We start from the raw sequence: 24,889 nt of genomic DNA, 5'->3' as shown, positions 1-24,889 counted from the left end.
ATTATTACGTGAAAAGACCAAAATTAATACTAGTAGGAGCGGGACCCGGAGATGCAGAGCTCATCACGCTAAAAGGAATAAAAGCCTTACAGCAAGCCGATGTGGTGTTATACGATGCCTTGATCAACAGGGAGTTGTTAGACTATGCCCCGGGAGCTCATAAAATTTTTGTGGGAAAGCGAAAGGGATACCACAGTCATTCTCAAGACGAGATCAATCGCCTTATTGTCAGTAATGCCTTAGCTCATGGCACAGTGGTGAGACTAAAGGGAGGAGATCCTTTTATCTTTGGCCGCGGAACGGAAGAGATCGATTATGCAGATAGTTTCGGATTGGAAACGGAAGTGGTGCCAGGGATAACTTCTTCTATAGCTGTACCTGCCAATCAGGGCATATCGCTCACCAAGAGAAGCATTGCCGAGAGCTTTTGGGTGATTACCGGAACCACCTCCTCGGGAAAATTGTCTGATGATATTCGTCTCGCAGCGCAGTCTACCGCTACCGTTGTAATACTGATGGGAATGGGTAAGCTAAGCGAAATTATGGAATACTTCGACCAGGAGGGAAAAGGAGAGGTGCCGGTAGCTGTAATTCAGAACGGAACTACCGTCAACGAAAATCTCGGATGTGGAACTGTAAACACCATAGTAGATATTGCTCGGGATAAAAAACTGGGAGCACCGGCCATTATCGTTATCGGAGAGGTGGTTCGCGAAAGTGTACGCTTGAAACAGCTGTACGAAACAGTCAGTGCTATGCCCGAACAGGAAAAATACGATAGCATCCCTGAAAAAGTCACACTTTTTAAGAGTTGATAAATCAGCTTGAACCAACACAAAAAATAAAGATGGAGAAAAACGAACTATATCCGGTGTTTTTAAAGGTCAGCGAACTGAATGTACTGCTGGTAGGAGCCGGAAAGGTAGGATACGAAAAACTTTCATTCCTGCTTAAATCGAGTCCGAAGGCAAAGATTATTGTCGCTGCCGATAGTTTTAGCAGTGAGGTAAAACAATTGGCAGAAAAACACGATATTCCCCTGGTATTCCGTCCTTATTCGTCAAACTTGCTCCACAAAAAACACCTGGTCATTGCGGCGACGAACGCCCCGGAAGTAAATAGACGGATTTGTGAAGAAGCCAGAGCGAGAAATATTTTGGTCAATGTGGCCGATACTCCGGAGCTCTGTGATTTTTATCTCGGAGGTATCGTTACCAAAGGACAACTTAAAATAGCTATCTCTACCAATGGTCAATCGCCGACCATAGCCAAGCGGTTGCGACAGTTTTTTGAGGAAGTACTTCCGGATGATATCGATCTATTGGTAAAAAATCTCAATCGCTATCGCAGTACGCTTAAAGAGAGTTTTGACAGTAAGGTAACTCAACTTAACCGCCTTACCCAATCCTTTATCAAGGCGGATAGCTCAAGCCCGTTGATAGAAAATGACAAACAGACATCATAACTATAAATCACACAGAAACTGAACGAGATGATAAAGACGGATATTTTGATTATCGGTGCCGGCCCTACAGGATTGTTTACTGTATTTGAAGCCGGACTGTTGAAATTAAAGACACACCTTATCGATGCCCTTCCACAGCCGGGTGGGCAGTGTGCGGAGTTGTATCCGAAAAAACCTATTTACGATATCCCAGGTTTTCCAGAGGTGAAAGCAGGAGCCTTGGTAGATAATCTGATGGAACAAATCAAACCCTTTAGTCCCGGATTTACATTGGGAGAACGGGCGGAGACCATAGAAAAATTGGACGATGGTAGCTTTATAGTGACCACCAACAAAGGAACCCAACACCACGCTCCCGTAGTTGCCATAGCAGGTGGTCTGGGTTCTTTTGAGCCCAAAAAACCGCTGATAGACAATATCGCAGACTATGAAGAAAAAGGCGTGACCTATATGATTAAAGATCCGGAGGTATATCGCGATAAGCGCGTGGTGATCGCTGGAGGGGGAGACTCTGCTCTCGATTGGTCCATTTTCCTAGCCGATGTTGCCTCTGAAGTGACGTTGGTTCACCGAAGAAGCGAATTTAGAGGCGCTTTGGATTCTGTAGACAAAGTAGGCGAACTGGCTAAACTCGGAAAAATAAACCTGGTAACCCGTGCCGAAGTGGTAGGACTTTCAGGAGAAGGACAGTTGGAGTCGGTACGCATCAGTCATCAAGACCGAGGTGAGTTTACTCAAGAGACCGATTATTTTATTCCCTTGTTCGGACTGTCGCCCAAGCTCGGTCCCATAGCCGACTGGGGACTTGAAATAGAGAAAAACGCCATCAAGGTTGACAACTCCTACGATTACGCTACCAATATTCCCGGGATATACGCCATAGGAGATGTGAATACCTACAAGGGAAAACTGAAACTGATTTTGTCAGGTTTTCACGAAGCTGCCATCATGTGTCAGAGTGCCTATCAGCGCATTTTCCCCGATAAGAAGTACATTATGAAGTATACCACTGTAGGTGGAATTCAAGGTTTTGACGGAACCAAAAAAGAAGCCAAAAAAGAGGTTATCAAAGCCATAGAGGTATAATCTATAAAACCCAATCCTGGTAGAGATACACGGCCGTGCATCTCTACGGGCCGTGTATCTCAACAGTCGTTGTCTTATTTTGGTTGGGTACCGCGGTTGCGTATTTCGTAAAAGTTTGAGAAACAGTCCTGTGAAACAATAGTCTACACAGGGCTGTTTTTATGAGAAAAACAGCAATTAGTTTGCAAAAGAAAAAGGTATTGTATTTCTTTGCATCAGTTTTATTGCAGTTATCAAGAAAGGCAGAGGGAATAGACCCGTTGACGCCTTAGCAACCCTCCGAGCCTGAAGCGGAGAAGGTGCTAAATTCTACCCTGAATTCAGGGACAGATGACGAGGATACTTCATGTATTTTTCCCTGCATTCTGATAACTTATAATTTTAACGGTTTTTGTCCGGGCTGAATAGTATTACTATATGGTCGGGATAAAGATTAAAAATCGAGTTATGAGCAAATTAAAGGCAGAGCTCGCCAAGCGGATTCTGGTACTTGACGGAGCCATGGGAACCATGCTTCAACAATACCGGTTTTCGGAAGAAGACTTCAGGGGCGAGCGTTTTAAGGATTACAACTACCCTTTGAAAGGGAATAACGACCTGTTGTCTCTTACACAACCACAGGCTATAGCCGAAATACACTCAAAGTATTTTGAAGTGGGAGCAGATATCGTAGAGACCAATACCTTTTCCAGTACTACCATAGCCATGGCCGATTACCATATGGAAGATTTGGTCTATGAGCTCAACTACGAATCGGCGCGGATTGCACGAGAGGTAGCCGACAGCTTTACCGCAAAGAATCCCGAGAAGCCTCGATTTGTAGCCGGAGCAATGGGACCTACCAACAAAACAGCGAGTATGTCGCCCGATGTCAACGATCCCGGCTATAGAGCTATTACTTTCGACCAACTCAGAACGGCCTATAAGCAGCAGGCGGAGGCGTTGATAGACGGGGGAGTGGACATACTGCTTGTAGAAACTGTTTTCGATACCCTCAATGCCAAAGCAGCTCTGTTTGCTATAGAAGAGGTAAAAGAAGAACGCAATATAGATATTGCGGTTATGGTGAGTGGTACGATTACAGATGCCTCCGGGAGAACACTGTCTGGGCAGACCGTGGAGGCTTTCCTGATTTCTATTTCACATATTCCCTTACTCAGTGTAGGGTTTAATTGTGCTCTTGGAGCCGATTTGCTAAAACCTTATCTAAAGCGATTGGGACTGCAAACGGAGCTGAATGTTTCTGCGCATCCCAATGCCGGACTACCCAATGCCTTTGGGGAATACGATCAGACTCCCGAGGAGATGCAGATGTTGATAAAAGATTACCTCGAGGAACATCTGGTGAATATAATAGGAGGGTGCTGTGGTACTACTCCAGAACACATCAGACTCATCGCAGAGGTTGCAGCAGCTTACGAACCGCGAAAACTCAAGACCTCGGTTTTGTAAGTCTGACAGGAAAACAAAAGGCAGTAGCAAATAATCACAGGTAGAAAGGAGTACAATGGACAATATCAACAACAGAGCAGAAGATAAATTGACGGGAAAACGATCTGATCTGCCAATCCGACCCCTAAAGTTGTCGGGATTGGAACCGCTGATCGTTACCCCCGAGAGCAATTTTATAAATATAGGAGAGCGTACCAATGTCACCGGATCGCGAAAATTTTTGAGACTTGTTAAGGAAGAGAAATATGAGGAAGCACTAAACGTAGCACGAGCACAGGTAGAGGGAGGAGCCCAGGTGATAGACGTTAATATGGACGAGGGAATGATCGATGGAGTGCAGGCTATGACCACTTTCCTCAATCTTATCGCTTCAGAACCCGATATCGCCAGAGTACCCTTGATGATAGATAGTTCTAAATGGGAAATTATCGAAGCCGGACTCAAGGTAGTGCAGGGAAAGTGTATTGTTAATTCCATCAGCCTTAAAGAGGGAGAAGATGTTTTTATTCATCACGCAAAGACCATTATGCGATACGGGGCCGCGGTAATTGTCATGGCATTCGACGAGGTAGGACAGGCCGATAATTACGAACGGAGGATAGAGATTTGTAAACGCTCTTACGATATACTCGTAAACAAGGTGGGATTTGCACCGGAAGACATTATTTTCGACCCTAATATTTTCCCCGTGGGTACCGGAATGGAAGAGCATCGCAAGAATGCGGTCGATTTCTTCAGAGCTACACAGTGGATCAGAGAAAATCTGCCTTACGCCAATGTGAGTGGAGGGGTGAGTAATGTGTCCTTTTCCTTCAGAGGGAATAACGCAGTGCGAGAGGCTATGAACGCCGCGTTTTTGTACCACGCTATACAGCACGGTATGAATATGGGAATTGTAAACCCCGAAATGCTGGAGGTATACGACGAGATACCAAAAGAACTACTCACTTATATAGAAGACGTATTGCTCGATAGGAGAGACGATGCTACCGAACGCCTGTTAGACTATGCAGAACAGGTAAAAGAAGGTGAAAAGTCGGGAGACAAAAAAACGCAGGAGTGGCGTGCAGAAGATTTGCAGCAACGCATCACCCACGCACTGGTAAAGGGTATTGACGAATTTATAGAAGAGGATGTAGAAGAAGCCCGTTTGCAGGTTAGCAAACCCATAGAGGTTATTGAAACCCATCTGATGAACGGGATGAATGTAGTTGGTGATCTGTTTGGAAGTGGAAAGATGTTCTTGCCCCAGGTAGTAAAATCGGCTAGGGTTATGAAAAAGGCAGTGGCCTATCTACTGCCCTTTATCGAAGAAGAAAAGAAAAAATTTCCGGCTGGAGAAGGTAGTTCTCAAGCAGCCGGAAAGGTGTTGATGGCTACTGTAAAAGGAGATGTACACGATATAGGAAAAAATATCGTGAGCGTAGTGCTGGGCTGTAATAACTACGAGGTAGTGGACCTTGGGGTGATGGTACCTCCAGAAAAAATAATACAAACTGCCTTAGACGAAAAAGTAGATATAATAGGGCTAAGTGGATTGATAACCCCTTCCTTAGACGAAATGGTATATCTGGCACAAGAGCTGGACAAACTCAATATCAATATTCCCGTACTGATAGGTGGAGCGACAACTTCGCGGGCACATACCGCGGTAAAGATTGCCCCTGCCTATAGGGAAACCGTAGTTCACGTAAACGACGCTTCCCGTGCTGTTACAGTAGCTAGTAACCTGCTCAACGAAAAGACAAAGGTTGAATATTGCCGTTCCGTAAGGGAAGAGTACGACAAATTGAGAGAAGGATTTCTAAACCGTTCTAAGGTAAAGGAATATCTGACCATAGAAGAAGCTCGAAACAATAAGTTGCAGTTGGATTGGGAAGGGTATACACCTTTCAAGCCAAACAAGCTCGGAGTGTATCAGGTAAGTGTAAAACCGGAAGAACTGTTAGATTATATCGACTGGACTCCGTTTTTCAGAACTTGGCAGTTGCACGGTAAATACCCTGCCATACTCACCGATGAGGTAGTGGGTGAGCAGGCTAGCTTGTTGTTTGAAGAGGCGAATACGATGTTGAATCAGCTCATCGAGGAGGAATGGCTACAAGCAAAAGGGGTGTATGGAATTTTTGCGGCCAATCAGATAGATGAAGACGATATCGCGATTTACGATGAGAGTGGAAAACAGATAACTAGTTTTCTCACCCTGCGGCAACAGTCCAAAAAGAACAAACGAGCTGCCAATATCGCTCTCGCCGATTTTGTCGCTCCAAAAAGTGGAGGTGTTACTGATTATGTAGGGGCGTTTGCTGTCTCTGCAGGCTTTGGAGTAGAGGAGAGAGCAGCCGAATTTCAAAAAAATAACGACGACTACAACTCTATAATGATAAAAGCTCTGGCCGATCGTTTTGCCGAGGCTTTTGCTGAATACCTACACGAGAAAGTAAGAAAAGAATACTGGGGGTACGCCGTAGATGAGGCCTTAGACAACGAAGAGCTCATAAAGGAATCGTACAAAGGGATAAGACCCGCCCCGGGATATCCCTCCTGTCCAGATCACTTGGAGAAAAAAACAATATGGAGTCTACTTGACGTAGAGAAAAACTCGGGTATTCAACTCACCGAAAGCCTCGCCATGTGGCCGGCCTCTTCGGTTTCGGGATATTATTTCGGCCATCCCGAAAGCAAGTACTTCGGCCTTGGAAAAATTAAGGAAGACCAAGTAGCCGATTATGCTGTCAGAAGGGGTATTTCTGAAGAGGAAGCCAAGAAATGGCTGAACCCAAACATAGCTGATTAATTTAGATTACAAATAAAAAACAGTGTTCCGGACAAACCGGAAGACCGCGATATGAAAGTTACAGAACACATAGAAAATGCCAAAGGAAAAACCCTGTTTTCCTTTGAAGTAGTTCCGCCTCAGAAAGGAAAAAATATACAGGACCTCTACGATAATATAGATCCTCTGATGGAGTTCAAACCACCCTTTATAGATGTCACTACCTCGAGAGAAGAGTTTGTGTACATAGAAAAGGAAGGTCTTCTAGATCGAAGAATAGTGCGTATGCGTCCCGGAACAGTTGGGATATGTGCATCGATAAAACACAAGTATCAGGTAGACACGGTACCTCATGTTTTATGTGGTGGGTTTACCAGAGAAGAGACAGAGTATATGCTGGTAGATTGCCATTATCTCGGTATAGAAAATGTTATGGCACTGCGCGGCGATGCTATGAAACACCAGCGTTATTTCGAACCTACACAGGGTGGACATACCTATGCCAACGAACTGGTCAGTCAGATAAAAGATATTACCCGAGGGAAATATTTGCACGACACAGTAGAGGCCGTTAACAAGCCCGATTTTTGTGTTGGTGTGGCAGGCTATCCCGAAAAACATTTGGAGGCTCCTTCGCTGGAATACGATCTTAAAAGACTACAAGACAAAGTAGATGCAGGAGCTGATTATGTAGTGACTCAAATGTTTTTTGACAATAAGAAGTTCTTCGAGTTTGTAGAAAGAGCCAGAGCCATGGGGATAGATGTTCCAATTATTCCCGGACTTAAGCCCATAGCGGTGGCAAGGCATCTCCAACTCTTGCCACAGGTGTTCAAAATCGATATGCCTGAAGACCTTATCAAGGCTGTAGAACAGTGTAAGAACAATAAGGATGTAAGGCAGGTTGGAGTAGAATGGTGTATACAACAATCTAAGGAACTAAAAGAGGCCGGTGTTCCGGTACTGCATTATTATTCTATGGGAAAATCGGATAATGTCAAAGCTGTAGCCTCGGCAGTATTTTAAAAATAAGAGCTACATTTGTGCCGAACCAGTGGTATGAAAAACCTGTATATTGTTTTTATTCTGGTAGCTCAAGTGTTTGTTTCTGCCCAGGAGAAGGCCGAAAGCAGGCATTTCTCTTCTGTAGATATTAACTATTTCTACGGCAATATAGCCCTGCACAACAAAGATATACGACATTTGGTGACCGGTCATCCGGAAGGCTTTATTCTCAGTTGGAACAAGAAGACTTTTGGTTTTGAAGGCTGGGAGCAGTATTACAACTATCCCGATTACGGGGTCTCTTTTGCCTATCAGAATTTAAAAAATAGTGCTTTGGGCGAGAACTACGCTCTTTACGGTCACTATAATTTTTATTTCTTTAAGCGAAATCTCATGCTCCGATTGGGGCAGGGATTGGCCTATGCCACCTCGCCGTACGACAGAGAAGAGAATTACAGAAACGTCGCTTTTGGCTCGCGTTTGCTCAGCAGTACTTACCTGATGCTCAACTTCAAAAAAGAAAACCTGTGGAAGGGAATAGGGTTTCAGATGGGCTTGTCGCTCATACATTATTCCAACGCCAATGTAAAAGCGCCAAATACCAGTGTAAACAGCGTGACATTCAATATAGGGTTGAACTACCAGTTGCAAGACAATTTACCGGATTACTATTCCTATCCCCAGGTAGAAAAATACACCGAACCCATTCGTTACAATGCAGTTTTTAGAGCTGGAGTAAACGAAAGCGATATAATCGGTAGTGGACAATATCCCTTTTACGTGTTCTCTTTCTACGCCGATAAGCGATTGGGCAGGAAAAGTGCAATTCAGCTCGGGACAGATGTTTTTTACTCCAATTTCCTCAAAGAATACATACGTTATAAAAGTATAGCCTTTCCGGAAGAAGGAATCACCGGAAGGGAGGATCACAAGCGAGCCGGGATATTTGTGGGGCACGAACTGTTTGTAAACAGTCTGTCTCTGATTACCCAGTTGGGATATTATGTGTATTATCCGGTAGAATTTGAAGGGCGACTTTACCAGAGGGTGGGCGTGAAGTACTATCTCGGAAAGAAACTCTTTGCAGCATTGACACTAAAAACACATGCTGCCAAAGCAGAAGCGGTAGAATTGGGAGTTGGAATACGTTTGTAATGTGCTTGAAATACTCGGTCGGATAAAAAAATAAATAGGTTGTGGTAAAAAAAACACTCTTATATCTTTTAGTGTTCTGGATGTTTTCCTGTGATAGCGAAGGGGGGAGCGACTGTGTTAAATTGGCAGGCTATACCGTGAGTAGAGAGATCGATGTCGCTCCTTTTTCGGCGATTACGGCAGGAGAGGGAGTGCAGGTGGTTATCCGGGAAGATGAGGAATACAGCGTGGTGGTTAAAACCGGGAAAAATTTGATAGACGATATCAAGGTTGAGGTAAAAGAGAATCGACTGTTGTTGTCTGATGAAACCAGTTGCAATCTTTTCCGTGAATACGACAACACCGTGGTGTATGTGTCGGCTCCAGCCCTTTCCGAAATTAGGAGTTCTACACAGTTCGATATACGTTCGCAGGGGGTATTGACCTATCCTTCACTGCGGATTGTTTCAGAAGATTACGGAACCGACTACAACAATACCGGTAATTTCTATCTACGCGTTGAGAATGCCAGCATCAGTGTATTGTTCAACAACCTTTCCAACTGTTATCTCAGTGGCACTACAGAGAAATTGGATATTTACCTCGCTGCCGGAAACTCTCGTGTGGAAGCCGAAGAGCTCACAGCAACCGAAGTGAACTTTTACCACCGAGGTTCCAACGATATTGTTGTAAATCCGACCTATCGCTTGAAAGGTGATATTTACGGTACAGGGAATGTAATTGCAGTAAACAAACCAGAGCTAACGGAAGTTCAAACCCACTATCGAGGAGAGTTGTTATTCAGGGAATAATGAAATATGGCAATCGGTTGTGTTTTGCGCCTATAGTTCAGATTGCAAAAATTACCGTGTCAGTTCCCGGAACAAGCTTTCCAAATTTCGATTTTTGTGGTGGAGCTGCAGTGTTTTTAGTCCGTTGTCGTGTGCAAAATCAAAAATGGCAGGTCGCATATCGATAGAGGTTTTGAAGTGCAGTTCATATACGCAATCGTATATGTTGTTTACTTCGGTTATATAGGGCAGATCTTGCAGCAGACGCGGTTCTACCAGAAAGTCAAACTCCACTTCAACCACCTGCGCTTCACCCTCTTTGAGGACAGAAAGCTGTTTATCAGCCACTACCTGTCCGCGGTTTATAATGATTACCCGATCGCACATGGCCTCTACTTCCTGCATGATATGAGTAGACAGTAGTACGGTTTTTTCCCTTCCTGCATTTCGAATCAACTTCCTGATTTCAATAATCTGATTCGGATCGAGTCCTGTGGTAGGCTCGTCGAGAATCAGTACCTCCGGATCGTGTATCACGGCAGCGGCAAGTCCGGTTCGCTGTCTGTATCCTTTAGAGAGCTGACCTATTTTTTTATAGGCTTCCGATTGGAGTCCGGTGAGCTCTAATGCGCGTTCTACGGCCTCCTTTCCAATCCTTTTATTCGATGTGCGATACAGTGAAGCCGTAAAATTTAGGTATTCCCGTACATACATATCCAAGTATAGTGGGTTGTGCTCGGGCAGATAACCTATACTTTGCTGTACTTCCTTTTTTTGGCTGAGAATGTCAAAGCCATTTACCGCAGCAGAACCCGATGTGGGGCGAATATAGGTGGTGAGGGTCTTCATTAAAGTGGATTTCCCAGCTCCGTTGGGTCCCAGTAATCCTACAATCTCCCCCTTTTTTATCGAAAAGGAAACAGCGTCCAGAGCTTTCCGGTTTCCGTAATTCTTTGTGATATTACTGAGGTCTATAGACATTTTGTACCGTTGTCGTTTTTGTCACAGTCAAAAATACAAAACGAGAGCCAAGAGTGAACAAATAACTGACAAATAATATTATCTTTGTCTTTTTTACACTTAAAATCATTTGATGTGCTAGTCGATTAAAATATAACTTTTATCTTTAGCAGATTTTTTTAGAAACCACCGTAAAAAATACCAATAAACAACAACTGTATGGAATTCGGATTACTTGACAAAATTATATTTGCAGCTTATGCCGTGCTCATCATAGGTATAGGCTTATGGGTGTCGAGAGGAAAAGGAGAAACCTCCGAAGATTATTTTCTAGCGAGTAAATCACTGCCTTGGTGGGCCATAGGTGCATCACTTATCGCTGCCAATATTTCTGCTGAACAGTTTATAGGGATGTCCGGATCGGGATTTGCCATTGGGCTAGCTATAGCTTCGTACGAGTGGATGGCTGCCATCACTCTGTTGGTTGTAGGGAAGTATTTCCTTCCTATTTTTATCGAGAAAAAGCTGTATACCATACCCGAATTCGTAGAAGTACGCTACAACAAAACCTTAAAAACCATATTAGCGGTATTTTGGGTGTGTCTCTTTGTTTTTGTAAACCTCACTTCGGTACTGTATCTCGGAGCTACGGCTCTCGATACCATACTCGGAACAGGAGACGGATCCTTGTTTTTGTGGACTATATTCGGGCTGGCTCTCTTCGCAGCAGCCTACTCCTTATACGGAGGACTCTCGGCGGTGGCTTGGACCGATGTGGTACAGGTAGTGCTGCTCGTAATCGGTGGTCTTATCACTACCTATATTGGACTGACTCATATTTCTACCGATGGTAGTGCGGTTTCTGGAATGGTAGAACTCTATGAAAAAGTGCCACAGAAATTCTCCATGATTCTTGAAAAAGGCGAGATTTTTACACCCAACGGAAAAGACGCTTGGTGGGATTTGCCGGGTATAGCCGTGCTTATTGGCGGACTTTGGGTGGCCAACCTGTATTACTGGGGCTTTAATCAGTACATTATTCAACGTACTTTGGCAGCCAAGAGTTTGCGCGAATCCCAGAAGGGAATTATCCTTGCCGGCTTTTTAAAGATACTGATTCCCCTTATGGTGGTGATTCCCGGTATCATAGCTTATGTAATGAATATGGATCCGGAAGGAAATATTACACAGGCTTCAGCATCCTCTTCATTCTTTAGTACTTCTGGTGCGATAATTAACGATAACGCTGCCCCTTGGTTGATACGCGAGTTTGTCCCCGCAGGAATAAAAGGATTAGTGGTTTCGGCATTGGCTGCTGCCATTGTTTCCTCTATCGCGTCTATGCTCAACTCTACGGCGACCATTTTTACCATGGATATTTACAAACCTTATATCCAGAAAAACGCTTCGGAGAAAAAATTGGTAAGAGTAGGGCGTTTGTCCGCTGCTTTAGCCTTGGTAGTAGCCGTTATTTTGGCTCCACAACTGGCCAATCTAGGGCAGGTATTCCAATATATCCAAGAGTACACAGGTTTGGTGAGTCCGGGTATACTCGCAGTGTTCATGTTGGGGCTGTTCTGGAAGAAAACAACCAGTAGAGCCGCTATTATCGGGGTGTTGGCCTCTATTCCTATCGCCCTGTATTTTAAAGTCGGACCCAATGGCTGGATACACAGTCCACTGTTTGTTGAGTTGCCTTTTATGAACCAGATGATGATAACCTGGATTATTACCATGCTAATCATGATTGTAGTGAGCTATACAGAAAGCAAAGGTAAAGATCACCCTAAGGCTATCGCGATAAGCAAATCTATGTTTAAAACCGGACCGGCATTCAATATAGGTGCTTTTGCAATCTTGCTCATTGTAGCGATGTTCTATGCCTTGTTCTGGTAAGTCCAGAGATTAGTAGGATTAAATCGTTAACCATAGACTAGTATGTGGATAAGAATAACAGATATCAGTGTAAAGCGAGTCGATGCCAATAACCTGGAAAATCTTGAGAACCCAGGTAATCATATGCTGCTCGACCTTTTTCAGCGAGAGACGAGTACAGCCTTTTTTGTGACAAAAAACAAAAGGGTGTATTTTCGATATATAGAGACCGCTACAGGGAAAACAGTGCCCAGACGGAAGTGGACCGAACCGATGAAAACCTTTGCACAAAGGGAGCTGGAGCAGATTCCACTTCAAAAATCCGTGTTTAGACTTACAGTTGTCGGTTGGATTTTTCTTCTCGGTGCATTAGTGCTGTTTGGTTACCTCGCTTATGACGGACTAGTCGCAGCGCCCGAACGGACAGAGCAACACGAAAAACGACGTGCCGAATTGACGCAGCTACACCCAGGTGATATCTACCTCGGACGTATAGAAGTTTATAAAGAAAAGGGAAATCCGCTAGGAATGCAAGGAGAATTTGGTTGTTTTAAAGTAGTCAGCATAGATGGTGATACCTACCATCTGGCAAAAAGTATTGAAATGAGCAAAACGGCACGCCCTATCGAACAGATGAACAGCAGTGATTTTGAAGAGCAAACCATAGAAGTGAAAGCAAAAGAGCTGAGTGCTTATTACAAAACATTTGCTTCTGAAGACGGCTTGACCCAAATCTCGTTTCGGGAAAAGAAAGAATGAGAACTGCAAATAGCTGAGGAGTTTGTCCTTTAAAAAACACTGGAAACGATGATACTAGTCGTCTCGGCTATAATAAACGGGACTGATTACAGCCAAATAAGTGTGGTAAACAGACGGAAATAAGGATGTGAATTGATCTTTTTGTGAAAAAACAAAAAAAATATCACCAATCACTTGTCCGTTTCATATTTATAATTACTTTAGCAGCGTCAAATAGAATGAACGAATGACTCAAACTGTTTATAACTGGAACTTTTATTTTTTCTTCTTTTATTTTTTTAAAGGAAGAACGGGACAGTTATAGGCTATTTTGAGCATGATATATAGATAACAAGTCCCGGAAAATTCCGGGATTTTTTTTTGTGAAAAAAGTAAAACAGTAAAGATGCAACCAATCGCAACACTATGAAAAGAAAGATAGCCATACAAGGGGTTAGGGGTTCTTTTCATCACCAGGTAGCCAGAGAGTTTTTCGGTGGAAATACAGAAGTACTCGAATGTCTTTCTTTCGACAAACTGGTAGACTGTCTGCTCGACAAGAGTTCAGACGTGGCTGTTATGGCCATAGAGAATTCTATAGCGGGTTCTATTATTCCCAATTACGCTCTTATCGACAACAATAACCTGCACATCATAGGGGAACACTATGTAAACATACACCACAATCTGATGGCTCTTCCCGGCCAAAGCATAGCCGAAATTAAAGAGGTGCATTCACACCCTATGGCCTTGTTGCAGTGCAAGAAGTTTTTTAGGGAGTATCCCCATATCAAATTGGTAGAAGATGTCGATACGGCTGAGACAGCGCGGAGAATACGCCAAGGCGAGATCACTTCAATCGGAGCCATAGCCAGCAAAACAGCTGCCGAACTCTTCAATATGGAAATACTGGCAGAAAATATTCAGACCATTCAAGATAATTCCACCCGTTTTGTCGTCGTACAGACACAAAACTCGGTATTGCCCGAAGCGGAGATCAATAAGGCTTCGATAAAATTTAAGACAGAACACAAAAGAGGAAGCCTGGCTACGGTGCTCAATGTGATGAGCGATTGCCGACTAAACCTTACCAAAATACAATCCCTTCCCGTTATAGAAACACCCTGGAAATATTCCTTTTTTGTAGATGTGACTTTTGAGAAATACGACGATTTTAAGAAAGCAAAATCACTACTCGGGATTATGACAGACGAGTTTAAGATACTCGGAGAATACAAAAATGCAAAATCATGATAGCAGTTGCACAACGACTAAATACAGTAGAAGAATACTACTTCTCTAGGAAACTCCGCGAGGTACGACAACTGATAGCTGAGGGGAATCCTGTGATTAATATGGGAATAGGAAGTCCGGATCTCCACCCTGCACCAGAGGTGATCGATGCCCTGAAAAATTCGGTGAGCGACCCTATGGCGCATCAATATCAAAGCTATCAAGGACTGCCTGAGTTACGCGAAAATATGGCCGGTTTTTACCGCAAGCATTTCGGAGTAGCACTGGACAGCAACCGAGAAGTGCTGCCACTTATGGGGTCTAAGGAAGGTATAATGCATATTTCACTGGCTTTTCTGAACGAAGGAGATGAGGTGCTTATTCCCGATCCGGGATATCCCACTTATACTTCGGTAACTCGGTTGGTAGGTGCTACACCCAGGTATTACGATCTTACGGAAGCCCAAGGGTGGCTGCCCGATTTGGATGCTCTGGAAAGCACAGACCTCTCTCGGGTAAAACTCATGTGGCTCAACTATCCACATATGCCCACAGGGACAAATGGCAACACTGAGCTTTACGACAAATTGGTGGCTTTTGCAAAGCGAAACAATATATTGCTGGTAAACGACAATCCGTATAGTTTTGTGCTCAACAACAATCCTCGAAGTATACTACAGGTAGATGGAGCCAAAGAAGTGGCGATGGAGTTGAATTCGCTGAGCAAGACCTTTAATATGGCCGGATGGCGTGTGGGGATGGTGCTGGGAAGTGCAGACCATATAGATGCAGTGCTCAAAGTAAAGAGCAATATGGACAGCGGAATGTTTTACGGTATACAGAAGGGAGCTGTTGCAGCATTACAGTGTTCCGACAACTGGTATAAAGAGATGAATGACGTGTATGCCAAACGTAGAGAACTCATATACAAACTGGTTGAAAAACTGGACTGTTCATACAGCAAAGACGCGGTGGGAATGTTTGTCTGGGCGCGTTTGCCCGAAGGAGTTAGCGAGGCTGAAGAATTTATCGACAGCATACTTTACGACAAGCATATTTTTATTACTCCGGGAACTATTTTTGGTAAAAACGGTCAGGGTTATATACGCTTTTCACTGTGTACTCCCGAAGAAAAAATAGAAGAAGCCATCAGTAGGTTGTAACCAGAGAAAAAGCTATTGAAATGACAAATGTATTTGTAATAGGACTCGGGCTTATAGGAGGGTCTTTTGCTCTGGATATCCGAGAAGTTTGTGAGGAGACTAGAGTGTACGGAATAGACCGTAACGAAGATCACCTGGAGCAGGCATTGGAATTGGGATTGATAGACCAAAAAGCTACTGTAGACGATTTGGATAAAGCAGATGTGGTTATAGTCGCAGTGCCGGTAAACGCTAGTATAGACTTGCTTAAGGAGGTCCTCGACCGGGTGTCTGACAACGCTGTGGTTTGCGATGCGGGCTCAACTAAGTTGCAAGTGTGTGAAGCACTGGCTTCACATCCTAAACGCCGTAATTTTCTTGCGGCTCACCCCATAGCGGGTACCGAATTTTCCGGACCTTCGGCTGCGTTGAGAGGATTGTACAAAGACAAGGTAAACATTATCTGTGAGGTAGAAAAAACGGCATTCAAACTACAGGAAAGGGCACTGAAACTCTTTTCCGATATAGGAATGCGCATCCGTTATATGGATCCGGCAGCTCACGACCGACATATAGCCTATGTGTCACATTTGTCACATATCAGCTCTTTTATGTTGGGAAAGACCGTTATCGAAAAAGAAAAGAACGAACGTGATATTTTTGACATGGCAGGGAGTGGTTTTGAGAGTACAGTGAGATTGGCAAAAAGCTCTCCCGCTATGTGGGCACCCATTTTTGAGCAAAACAAAGCTAATGTTATGGAGACCCTTGACGAATATATAGCCAATCTACAGCACTTCAGAACGCTGATGGAAGAAGGTGATTTTGAAGGGATTTTTAAGGAGATGGAAAATACCAACAGAATTAAGGAAATATTAAAGGGAATATCCGTTCCCGCCTCTGATAAAAAATAGTAAAACCGGAATACAAATTAAAACGATTATGGAAAATTCGAAAGAGATGAGAACGTGGCTGAACGACCTGGGGTTAGATCATCCCTTGGTCATTGCAGGGCCCTGTAGTGCAGAAACTGAAGAGCAAGTACTGCGTATAGCACACGCCTTAAAAGACACCGATGTAACCTATCTCCGCGCAGGAATATGGAAACCCCGTACCCGTCCCGGAAATTTTGAAGGTGTAGGTGCATTAGGACTGAAATGGTTGCAAAGAGCCAAGGAAGAAACCGGAATGCTCGTAGGTACCGAAGTGGCCAATGCTGCTCATGTACAATTGGCTTTGGAACACGATATAGACTTGTTGTGGATAGGAGCACGATCTACTGTAAGCCCATTTATTGTACAGGAAATAGCCGATGCCCTGAAGGGAACAGATAAGGTAGTACTAGTCAAAAACCCGGTAAACCCCGATCTGTCTCTATGGCTGGGAGGTATAGAACGACTGTATACTGCAGATATCAAAAAACTCGGTGTCATCCACCGCGGATTTTCCACCTATGAAAAAAGCAAATACCGCAATATACCCGAGTGGCAACTAGCTATCGAACTTCAGAGCAGATTCCCCGACTTACCTCTGATATGCGATCCGTCTCATATCACCGGAAATAGAGATATGATTTTCGATGTGTCTCAAACCGCTCTCGATCTGAATTTCGACGGACTGATGATAGAAACTCACGACGATCCGGATAATGCGTGGAGCGATGCAGCTCAACAAGTAACTCCCGACGTATTGATCCAGATTATGAAAGATCTCAAAATACGAAAGGAAAGCGATGCCGAAGCGGAGTACAACAGCAAACTCGGAACACTGCGCGCGCAAATCGACGTGATAGATAACGGACTGATTGAGACTATAGGTAAGCGAATGAGAATATCCGACGAAATCGGTCAGCTCAAAAAACAGAAAAACGTCGCGATACTCCAGAATAAAAGATGGAACGAAATACTCGGTAGAATGATACTGGAAGGTCAGGAAAAAGGACTTAGTGAAGAGTTTATCTTAAAAATGTTTAAGGCTATTCACCAGGAGTCTATCAATCACCAAGAGAAAATATTAAAAGCGTAAATTTGCCACAGTACAGATTTCGCAATTAATATCAAATGAGGTCTGAAGCTGTACTGAGTTTAGCGAAGTACGCCCAGACCTCTTTGCAAAACCTATGACAGGAACAGTCTATAAATCTACAGGTAGCTGGTATACCGTTAAAACTGCCGAGGCTCAGACCTATGAGTGCAGGATTAAGGGTAAATTCCGCATTCGCGGCATCAAGAGTACCAATCCGGTTGCTGTAGGCGATGTAGTAGACTTTACACTCGAAACGGAAGTAGAGGGGAATACAGGGGTTATCACCCATATTCACGACAGGAAGAACTATATCGTCAGAAAATCGGTAAACCTGTCAAAGCAGAAGCATATTATCGCTTCTAATATAGATCAGGTGTTTTTGCTGGTAACCCTTAAAAACCCAATGACCCTTACTACCTTTATCGATCGATTTCTGGTAACTGCCGAGGCGTATGATATAGATACTGTATTGCTTTTCAATAAGTCGGATCAGTACGATGAAGAAGAGTTGCTCGAAGTGAAATACCTCGCCAATATGTACAGAGATATAGGTTATGAATGTCTGGGAGTATCGGCTCTTACCGGGAAAAATACAGACAAACTAAAGGCGTATATGAAAGATAAGGTAAGTGTGTTTTCAGGGCATTCAGGAGTGGGGAAATCAACGCTTATCAACGCTGTGGAGCCCGGGCTCGACCTCAAGACAGCCGAAATATCTGAACAGCACCGACAAGGGCAGCACACCACTACCTTTGCCGAGATGTTCGACCTCAGCTTTGGAGCTAGAATTATCGATACCCCGGGGATAAAGGGCTTCGGGATTATCGATATGGAGAAAGAAGAAATCGGCGATTACTTTCCCGAATTTTTTGCCAGAAAAGGAGAGTGCAGATTTAACAACTGCCTCCATCTCGAAGAACCACACTGCGCCGTAAAACAAGGTCTTGAAGATGGAGAAATCTCGTGGAGTAGGTATAAGAGCTACCTTCAGATACTGGAAGGCGAAGCAGAAAACTATCGAACCGACAATTACGGGGAAGACTAACTTTTTCTTAAGCTTGTTTTTTTATGAGAGCAGTAATACAACGTGTTAGCCAAGCAGAAGTAGTAATAGAAGGACAACTCAAATCGTCTATAGGAGGCGGACTTCTCGTATTGCTCGGTATAGAAGATGCCGATAGTGAAGAAGATATAGATTGGCTGACGCGTAAAATCGCAAATCTCAGAATATTCGGAGATGAAAACGGAGTGATGAATAAATCGGTCAAGGAGGTCGAGGGCGATATACTGGTTGTGAGCCAGTTTACGCTCCATGCTTCCACCAAAAAAGGCAATCGCCCTTCGTATATCAAGGCGGCAAAACCCGAACGGTCTGTACCCCTCTACGAAGCTTTTGTAAGACGTATCAGCGCCGAGCTCGGAAAAGAAGTAGGTACCGGAGAATTTGGTGCAGATATGAGAGTATCCCTACTCAACGACGGTCCGGTAACAATTGTTATCGATACCAAAAACAAAGAGTAAGATTGTTGTAAAGATTATATCATCTCTAGTTTGTAAAGGACGAAATAACAGAAAGCAGAAGTCCAACCCGCAAACCACAAACCGCAAACCACAAACCACAAACAATAAACAATAAACACCAAACCACAAACCAAATGAATATCAAAAACGCCCAGCAAGAAGTAGATGATTGGATAAAAACACACGGGGTTCGCTATTTTAACGAACTTACCAATATGGCACAACTCACCGAAGAGGTAGGCGAGGTGGCTCGTATAATTGCCAGAAGGTACGGAGAGCAGAGCGAGAAGGAGAGCGATAAAGACAAAGACCTCGGAGAAGAACTGGCCGATGTGGTATTTGTGGTGTTGTGCCTGGCAAATCAGACCGGAATAGACTTACAAGAAGCCTTCGACCGCAAGATGGACAAAAAAACCCGTCGCGATCACGATAGGCATCACAACAACGAGAAATTAAAATAAGGCGAGGAATATCCATGAATCTCAGAATTTTCAATCCCCAAAAACTCATAAAGGGAAATATAAAAATCACCGGATCCAAGAGTGAATCCAATAGGTTGTTGCTACTACAAGCGCTATATCCCGATATAGCTATCGAAAACCTTTCCAATTCCGACGACTCCGTAGTGATGCAAAAGGCACTGACTACCGATGAGGAGGTGGTAGATATTCACCATGCCGGTACGGCCATGAGGTTTCTCACCGCCTTTTTTGCCACCCGTCCGGGTAGAGAAGTGACCCTTACAGGATCGAAACGCATGACCGAAAGGCCTATTAAAATTCTGGTTGATGCGCTGAGACAATTGGGTGCAGATATTACCTATACGGTAAACGAAGGTTATCCGCCACTACACATAAAAGGCAAGCAGCCCGAGACAAACAAAGTGTCTTTACAGGCCGGAGTAAGCAGTCAGTACATATCGGCCTTATTGCTGGTAGGACCGACGCTTCCGGGAGGATTGGAACTCACTCTAGAAGGGAAAATAACATCAGTGCCTTATATAAAAATGACACTTGCTCTGTTGGAAGAAGTAGGGGTGACCACCGCTTTTGAAGGACAAAAAATTACCGTAAGCCATACCCCCGAAATAAATCCCGCAACACTTACCGTGGAATCGGATTGGAGTTCAGCCTCTTATTTTTACAGCATAGCCGCTCTTGCAGAAGAAGGAGCGGAAATAAACCTATCCGCATACAAAGAATCCAGTTTGCAAGGCGATAGTGTACTGGCAGAAATATACGAACAATTTGGAGTGAACACTGTTTTTAAAGAAAATAGTATTAGCCTGATTAAAGAAAGCGAAGCCTCTTCGGCTCCCCTTGTTTTAGACTTGTCCAATGCTCCCGACATAGCCCAAACTATCGCTGTGACCTGTTTTGGATTGGGTAGAGGATGTCAGCTCAAAGGACTACACACCCTAAAAATAAAGGAAACCGACCGATTGGAAGCACTTCGCAACGAGCTTACCAAATTGGGTGCAACGATTAGAGTGACAGATGCCGAGCTCTTCTTGGAGCCGGCAAAAACAATAAAGGAAAATATTTCCATATCCACCTACAACGATCACAGAATGGCTATGGCCTTTGCGCCACTCGGATTAAAAGTACCCTTGATTGTCGAAGACGCCGGAGTAGTGAGCAAATCGTATCCAGACTTCTGGAAAGACATGGAAAACCTAGGGTATAAAACAGAAGGTAGAGGATGACCTAGTGTCATCCTATGTTTGTACCAAGAGATTACCACATCGGCTCTTTGTTATGATGAAGTGAAGGGGAATTTCTGAAAACCAAAATTGTGTAGGGGGTACTGAAGTTACCTGTTGTTCTTTTTTTATTCGGTTGTTTGTCAATTCGAAATTTCATATTAAATTTGTAACCAATGTCTAATGTTGTATAATTTGGTTATGAGTGTTTATTTGACGATTTCAGAAGCTGCGAAATTACTGAATAAAAGTACTAAAACGCTTCGCCGTTGGGACGAAGAAGGTAAACTTTCTGCGATTCGTGAACCGATAAGCAATTATCGTGTGTATCGAAAATCCGATGTTTTAAAGTTGTTTTCTGATTTCATTCAAACTGATGCAACCGAAACAATTTCCAATTTTGTAGAACCCAATCACGAATATAAAGTTTTAGAGCTTTTTGCTGGTGCAGGTGGTTTGGCTGTTGGAATGGAAAGGGCTGGTTTAAAATGCGAAGCACTTAATGAAATTGATAAATTTGCTTGTCAAACTTTGCGTAAAAATCGTCCGAATTGGAAAGTTTTAGAAGGTGATATTAAAGACTTTGATTTTTCGGATTATAAAGGAAAAATTGATGTAGTAACGGGTGGTTTTCCTTGTCAAGCCTTTAGTTATGCAGGGAAAAAGTTAGGTTTGGCAGATGCTCGTGGAACACTTTTTTACGAGTTTGCGAGAGTTGTGAAAGAAGTTAATCCACCGATTTGTATAGGTGAAAATGTTCGTGGCTTGTTGAGCCACGACAATGGAAAAACTTTGCAAGGAATGATTTCTATTTTGGACGAAATCGGTTATAATGTTGTTCCTGTCGAAGTTTTAAAAGCGATTCATTACAAAGTTCCGCAAAAAAGAGAGCGATTAATTTTGGTTGGAATTAGAAAGGATATTAACGTAAAATACGAATATCCTAAACCTCATAAAAAGATTTATAGTTTAAAAGACGCTCTGAAAAAGGGCGAATTGTTCGATTGTGATGTTCCGGAATCTAAGGGAGCAAAATATCCTGAAAGTAAAAAAGCTGTGTTGGATTTGGTTCCGCCAAAAGGATATTGGCGCGATTTGCCTTTGGAGATTCAAAAAGTTTATATGGGTGGAAGTTTCTATTTAGGTGGTGGAAAAACGGGAATGGCGCGAAGAATTGGTTGGGACGAACCTTGTTTAACATTGACTTGCAGTCCGGCGCAAAAGCAAACCGAACGTTGTCATCCTGACGAAACTCGCCCGTTTACAGTTCGGGAATATGCACGAATTCAAACTTTCCCCGATGATTGGGAATTTGCAGGTTCGTTGGCACAACAATACAAACAAATTGGAAACGCGGTTCCCGTTAATTTTGGTCGTGAAGTAGGCTATTCGATTGTGAAATTTTTGAATGATTATTACAGTTTGTCAAATCCCAAATAATAGCTGTAATTTTCGAAAGTAATTTGGTCAAGAATAGAACGTTTTGATTGTTCGGTTTCTGATGTAATTTCATCTAAAGCCGAATTTTCTTTTATGTTGTCATCTTTTTCAACGGATTTTAAATAGTCGTTAATTGCTTTTGGAAGTACCTTGTACAATTGAAAAAGAGCATCATCTTGTCCGGAAAGTAAAGCATAAAATTGGTCGCCCGAAATCTTAAAAACTCGAGAATGGCTATATTCTTTCCCATTAATTTCGCCTTGCCAATGTTCGTTGAAACTATTTTTTGCTAAAATCTGAACCCAATAACATTTTGCTTTTTTGTAATCGTTTGCATAACGAGCTAGTTTTTGAAATAAAGCTTCCGCCGAACTACTGTTCATCGTATTGTGTTTGTTTTTGATGTCTGCGAATAAAGTATCATCATTTGCTTTGATGTCAAAACCGCTTAAATTTCCCATTTCGTAACCGGTAATTCCACCCAAAATTTGTTCGTGAAAAGTTCCGATAGAATTGTTGATTGATTTATCGATTTGCCGAAGAATTTCAGACTGAATTAAATCTTCTTCGTTGATGTTATTGAATTTAGCATCAAATGTCAATTTAATCGTATCAATTTTATTTTTATAAAATTGCTTTTTGTTAATTTCACTTTTAGCACTTAAATACGATTTATGTAAATTTTCAATACAATTTAATAGGTGATTATCTGAAATAAAGTTTAGGTATTTGTTTGCCATTGGATTTTATCGTTAATAGTTCGGTTGCCAATTTACAAAATTAGTTCAATGGTTTTCGTTTGTTTATTTTTAGTGGTTTTTACAAAATGATCGTTAATGTTGTGTAGTTTTGTATTTCATAGGAATAAAGAAGCCGGAACTCCAACTCCCAAATATACATAATAATATCATGTACATGAAGATGTCTTTTTTTCTATTTTGCTCTTAGAAATGATTGTTTTTAAGTTCTGTAGTTGATTAGTTCGTAGTGGTGTTTTGCTTTTTGTTTTTCTGTTTTGTAAGAGCTATTCCCCTTCCTTATTTTTGCAATCTTGAAGTCTTTTCAGAAATAAGCTGTATCCCCACGGAATCGCATTTGCGCAGCAAAAGGAGCGAGGAGTGGGAATTCAGCTGGTTTTCCGGTGTGCCGGGAAAATTTCCTTAGAGGCTTCTTGATTTTTTAGTTCGTTTTGTATCAAGACAAAATGAACAGAGGGAGTGTCATGGGGCGAGTTGGAGACTTGGAGACGAGGAAAAAGGGAGATGAGGAGAAGTTTTTCCGGGCTGAAAGCCAGTACAATTCTTAGGTGTTAACTATCTTAAGAGCGACCGAATAGCTCCTATCAAATAAATTCGTGTATTTCCTTGACATCCCCTCTCTCGGCATTGTATATTTGCAGCTTCGTATAAATGAGTGGAGAAAGATCTTCCGGGCATATTGCAATAGCTTCTGCCAATAGTGCCTTTAAAAAAAATGTACAGCATGAAATTATCACATTTTAATTTTGACCTTCCAAAAGAATTACTCGCTGAATACCCATCAGAAAACCGGGATGAAGCAAGACTTATGGTCGTAAACCGCAAAGACGGGACTATAGAACACAAGATGTTTAAAGACCTGATCGACTATTTCGATGAGGGAGATGTCATGGTGCTGAACAATACCAAGGTCTTTCCGGCTCGTTTATACGGAAATAAAGAAAAGACAGGGGCGAGAATTGAGGTTTTCCTGTTGAGAGAACTCAATGAAGAACAACGCCTCTGGGATGTGCTTGTAGATCCGGCAAGGAAGATACGAATAGGGAATAAACTCTATTTCGGTGAGGATGAAAGTTTGGTAGCTGAGGTGATAGACAACACTACATCCAGAGGAAGAACATTGCGATTCTTATACGACGGTTCGTATGAAGATTTTAGAGTTAAGCTCAAAGAGTTGGGCGAAACTCCTCTGCCCAAATACATAAAAAGAGAAGTAGAGCCGGAAGATGAGGAGCGATATCAAACCATCTACGCAAAGCACGAAGGAGCTGTAGCAGCACCTACTGCCGGATTGCACTTCTCTAAACACCTTTTGAAACGACTGGAAATTAAAGGTGTAGAATTTGCCGAGGTAACCTTGCATGTCGGACTAGGAACCTTCAATCCGGTAGAGGTAGAAGACCTGTCTAAGCACAAGATGGACAGTGAAGAGCTGTCTATTCTCCCCGCAGCTACCGAAGTGGTCAATGCCGCCAAGCGCAATAAAAAAAGAGTATGTGCGGTAGGAACTACGGTGATGAGAGCTATGGAAAGTGCAGTGTCGTCTGAAAGAACGTTGAACACTTTTGAGGGGTGGACCAACAAGTTTATATTTCCTCCATACGAATTCAGTATTGCCGATTGTATGATCACCAACTTCCACACACCAAAATCAACACTGTTGATGATGGTATCGGCCTTTGCCGGTCACGATCTGATCAAAAAAGCCTATGAGGAAGCAGTTAAGGAAAAGTATAAATTCTATTCCTACGGCGACGCCATGCTGATTATTTGATGTAGGGGGGGA

The 24,889-nt window shown here is 42.9% G+C and carries 22 protein-coding genes and 1 riboswitch; of the genes, 20 read left to right on the top strand and 2 right to left on the bottom strand.

Translation table 11 applies throughout. The annotated features are described in order from the left end of the window. Positions 1-8: 8 nt before the first annotated feature. The 8 genes from cobA (at position 9) to ACYZZR_RS01955 (ending at position 9,730) form a co-directional block, all read left to right on the top strand. Positions 9-815, top strand: coding sequence for a uroporphyrinogen-III C-methyltransferase (gene cobA, locus ACYZZR_RS01990; protein ID WP_461532315.1), 807 nt, complete (start codon positions 9-11; stop codon positions 813-815). 32 nt (positions 816-847) lie between these two features. Next, the gene (locus ACYZZR_RS01985; protein ID WP_461532314.1) at positions 848-1,465 is read left to right on the top strand and encodes a precorrin-2 dehydrogenase/sirohydrochlorin ferrochelatase family protein; all 618 of its coding nucleotides are present in this window, start codon (positions 848-850) and stop codon (positions 1,463-1,465) included. A 27-nt stretch (positions 1,466-1,492) separates the two neighbouring features. Next, entirely contained in the window at positions 1,493-2,551 is a 1,059-nt protein-coding gene (locus ACYZZR_RS01980; protein ID WP_461532313.1) for an NAD(P)/FAD-dependent oxidoreductase, read from the top strand. A gap of 227 nt (positions 2,552-2,778) precedes the next feature. Further along, a riboswitch (SAM riboswitch) is annotated at positions 2,779-2,888 on the top strand. Between the two features lie 110 nt (positions 2,889-2,998). Then, positions 2,999-4,003: a homocysteine S-methyltransferase family protein gene (locus ACYZZR_RS01975; RefSeq protein WP_461532312.1), complete on the top strand. Its 1,005-nt coding sequence runs from the start codon at positions 2,999-3,001 to the stop codon at positions 4,001-4,003. 55 nt (positions 4,004-4,058) lie between these two features. After that, complete coding sequence (gene metH, locus ACYZZR_RS01970; protein ID WP_461532311.1) at positions 4,059-6,800, top strand: methionine synthase; 2,742 nt, start codon at positions 4,059-4,061, stop codon at positions 6,798-6,800. 51 nt (positions 6,801-6,851) lie between these two features. Continuing rightward, complete coding sequence (gene metF, locus ACYZZR_RS01965) at positions 6,852-7,805, top strand: methylenetetrahydrofolate reductase [NAD(P)H] (protein ID WP_461532310.1); 954 nt, start codon at positions 6,852-6,854, stop codon at positions 7,803-7,805. Between the two features lie 33 nt (positions 7,806-7,838). After that, complete coding sequence (locus tag ACYZZR_RS01960) at positions 7,839-8,939, top strand: acyloxyacyl hydrolase (RefSeq protein ID WP_461532309.1); 1,101 nt, start codon at positions 7,839-7,841, stop codon at positions 8,937-8,939. A 41-nt stretch (positions 8,940-8,980) separates the two neighbouring features. Continuing rightward, on the top strand, positions 8,981-9,730 hold the full coding sequence (locus ACYZZR_RS01955) for a head GIN domain-containing protein (RefSeq protein WP_461532308.1): 750 nt from the start codon (positions 8,981-8,983) through the stop codon (positions 9,728-9,730). Positions 9,731-9,781: 51 nt separating this feature from the next. On the opposite strand, the gene gldA is transcribed toward ACYZZR_RS01955, so the two are convergent. Continuing rightward, on the bottom strand, positions 9,782-10,690 hold the full coding sequence (gldA, locus tag ACYZZR_RS01950; protein ID WP_461532307.1) for a gliding motility-associated ABC transporter ATP-binding subunit GldA: 909 nt from the start codon (positions 10,688-10,690) through the stop codon (positions 9,782-9,784). Between the two features lie 198 nt (positions 10,691-10,888). Here gldA and ACYZZR_RS01945 point away from each other — a divergent pair, with 198 nt between their 5' ends. The 11 genes from ACYZZR_RS01945 (at position 10,889) to dcm (ending at position 22,345) form a co-directional block, all read left to right on the top strand. Then, the gene (locus ACYZZR_RS01945) at positions 10,889-12,565 is read left to right on the top strand and encodes a sodium/sugar symporter (RefSeq protein WP_461532306.1); all 1,677 of its coding nucleotides are present in this window, start codon (positions 10,889-10,891) and stop codon (positions 12,563-12,565) included. Between the two features lie 42 nt (positions 12,566-12,607). Next, positions 12,608-13,303 (top strand): hypothetical protein, encoded by a 696-nt coding sequence (locus ACYZZR_RS01940; RefSeq protein ID WP_461532305.1) that lies wholly within the window; start codon positions 12,608-12,610, stop codon positions 13,301-13,303. A 405-nt stretch (positions 13,304-13,708) separates the two neighbouring features. Further along, positions 13,709-14,536: a prephenate dehydratase gene (locus ACYZZR_RS01935; RefSeq protein ID WP_461532304.1), complete on the top strand. Its 828-nt coding sequence runs from the start codon at positions 13,709-13,711 to the stop codon at positions 14,534-14,536. Then, entirely contained in the window at positions 14,533-15,678 is a 1,146-nt protein-coding gene (locus ACYZZR_RS01930; protein WP_461532303.1) for a pyridoxal phosphate-dependent aminotransferase, read from the top strand. The genes ACYZZR_RS01935 and ACYZZR_RS01930 overlap by 4 nt, the downstream gene beginning before the upstream one ends. A gap of 20 nt (positions 15,679-15,698) precedes the next feature. After that, positions 15,699-16,571 (top strand): prephenate dehydrogenase, encoded by an 873-nt coding sequence (locus ACYZZR_RS01925; protein WP_461532302.1) that lies wholly within the window; start codon positions 15,699-15,701, stop codon positions 16,569-16,571. Between the two features lie 28 nt (positions 16,572-16,599). Continuing rightward, on the top strand, positions 16,600-17,682 hold the full coding sequence (locus ACYZZR_RS01920; RefSeq protein WP_461532301.1) for a chorismate mutase: 1,083 nt from the start codon (positions 16,600-16,602) through the stop codon (positions 17,680-17,682). 94 nt (positions 17,683-17,776) lie between these two features. Then, positions 17,777-18,727, top strand: a complete 951-nt coding sequence (rsgA, locus tag ACYZZR_RS01915; protein ID WP_461532300.1) for a ribosome small subunit-dependent GTPase A — start codon at positions 17,777-17,779, stop codon at positions 18,725-18,727. Between the two features lie 23 nt (positions 18,728-18,750). After that, complete coding sequence (gene dtd, locus ACYZZR_RS01910; protein ID WP_461532299.1) at positions 18,751-19,203, top strand: D-aminoacyl-tRNA deacylase; 453 nt, start codon at positions 18,751-18,753, stop codon at positions 19,201-19,203. Positions 19,204-19,337: 134 nt separating this feature from the next. Next, on the top strand, positions 19,338-19,664 hold the full coding sequence (locus tag ACYZZR_RS01905; protein ID WP_461532298.1) for a nucleotide pyrophosphohydrolase: 327 nt from the start codon (positions 19,338-19,340) through the stop codon (positions 19,662-19,664). A gap of 14 nt (positions 19,665-19,678) precedes the next feature. Then, positions 19,679-20,908: a 3-phosphoshikimate 1-carboxyvinyltransferase gene (aroA, locus tag ACYZZR_RS01900; RefSeq protein WP_461532297.1), complete on the top strand. Its 1,230-nt coding sequence runs from the start codon at positions 19,679-19,681 to the stop codon at positions 20,906-20,908. A gap of 198 nt (positions 20,909-21,106) precedes the next feature. Then, positions 21,107-22,345, top strand: coding sequence for a DNA (cytosine-5-)-methyltransferase (dcm, locus tag ACYZZR_RS01895; protein ID WP_461532296.1), 1,239 nt, complete (start codon positions 21,107-21,109; stop codon positions 22,343-22,345). Here dcm and ACYZZR_RS01890 read toward each other — a convergent pair. After that, complete coding sequence (locus ACYZZR_RS01890; protein ID WP_461532295.1) at positions 22,321-23,085, bottom strand: Eco47II family restriction endonuclease; 765 nt, start codon at positions 23,083-23,085, stop codon at positions 22,321-22,323. The genes dcm and ACYZZR_RS01890 overlap by 25 nt on opposite strands. Positions 23,086-23,827: 742 nt before the next feature. Between ACYZZR_RS01890 and queA the strand changes: the two genes are divergently transcribed. Continuing rightward, positions 23,828-24,877 (top strand): tRNA preQ1(34) S-adenosylmethionine ribosyltransferase-isomerase QueA, encoded by a 1,050-nt coding sequence (gene queA / locus ACYZZR_RS01885; RefSeq protein ID WP_461532294.1) that lies wholly within the window; start codon positions 23,828-23,830, stop codon positions 24,875-24,877. Positions 24,878-24,889 lie beyond the last annotated feature (12 nt).

Origin of the sequence: Sinomicrobium sp. (assembly GCA_029266035.1) — a bacterium.
Classification (GTDB): domain Bacteria; phylum Bacteroidota; class Bacteroidia; order Flavobacteriales; family Flavobacteriaceae; genus Sinomicrobium.
The sequence above is the reverse complement of the archived record's forward strand: the minus strand, read 5'-3'. Positions and strand labels throughout refer to the sequence as shown.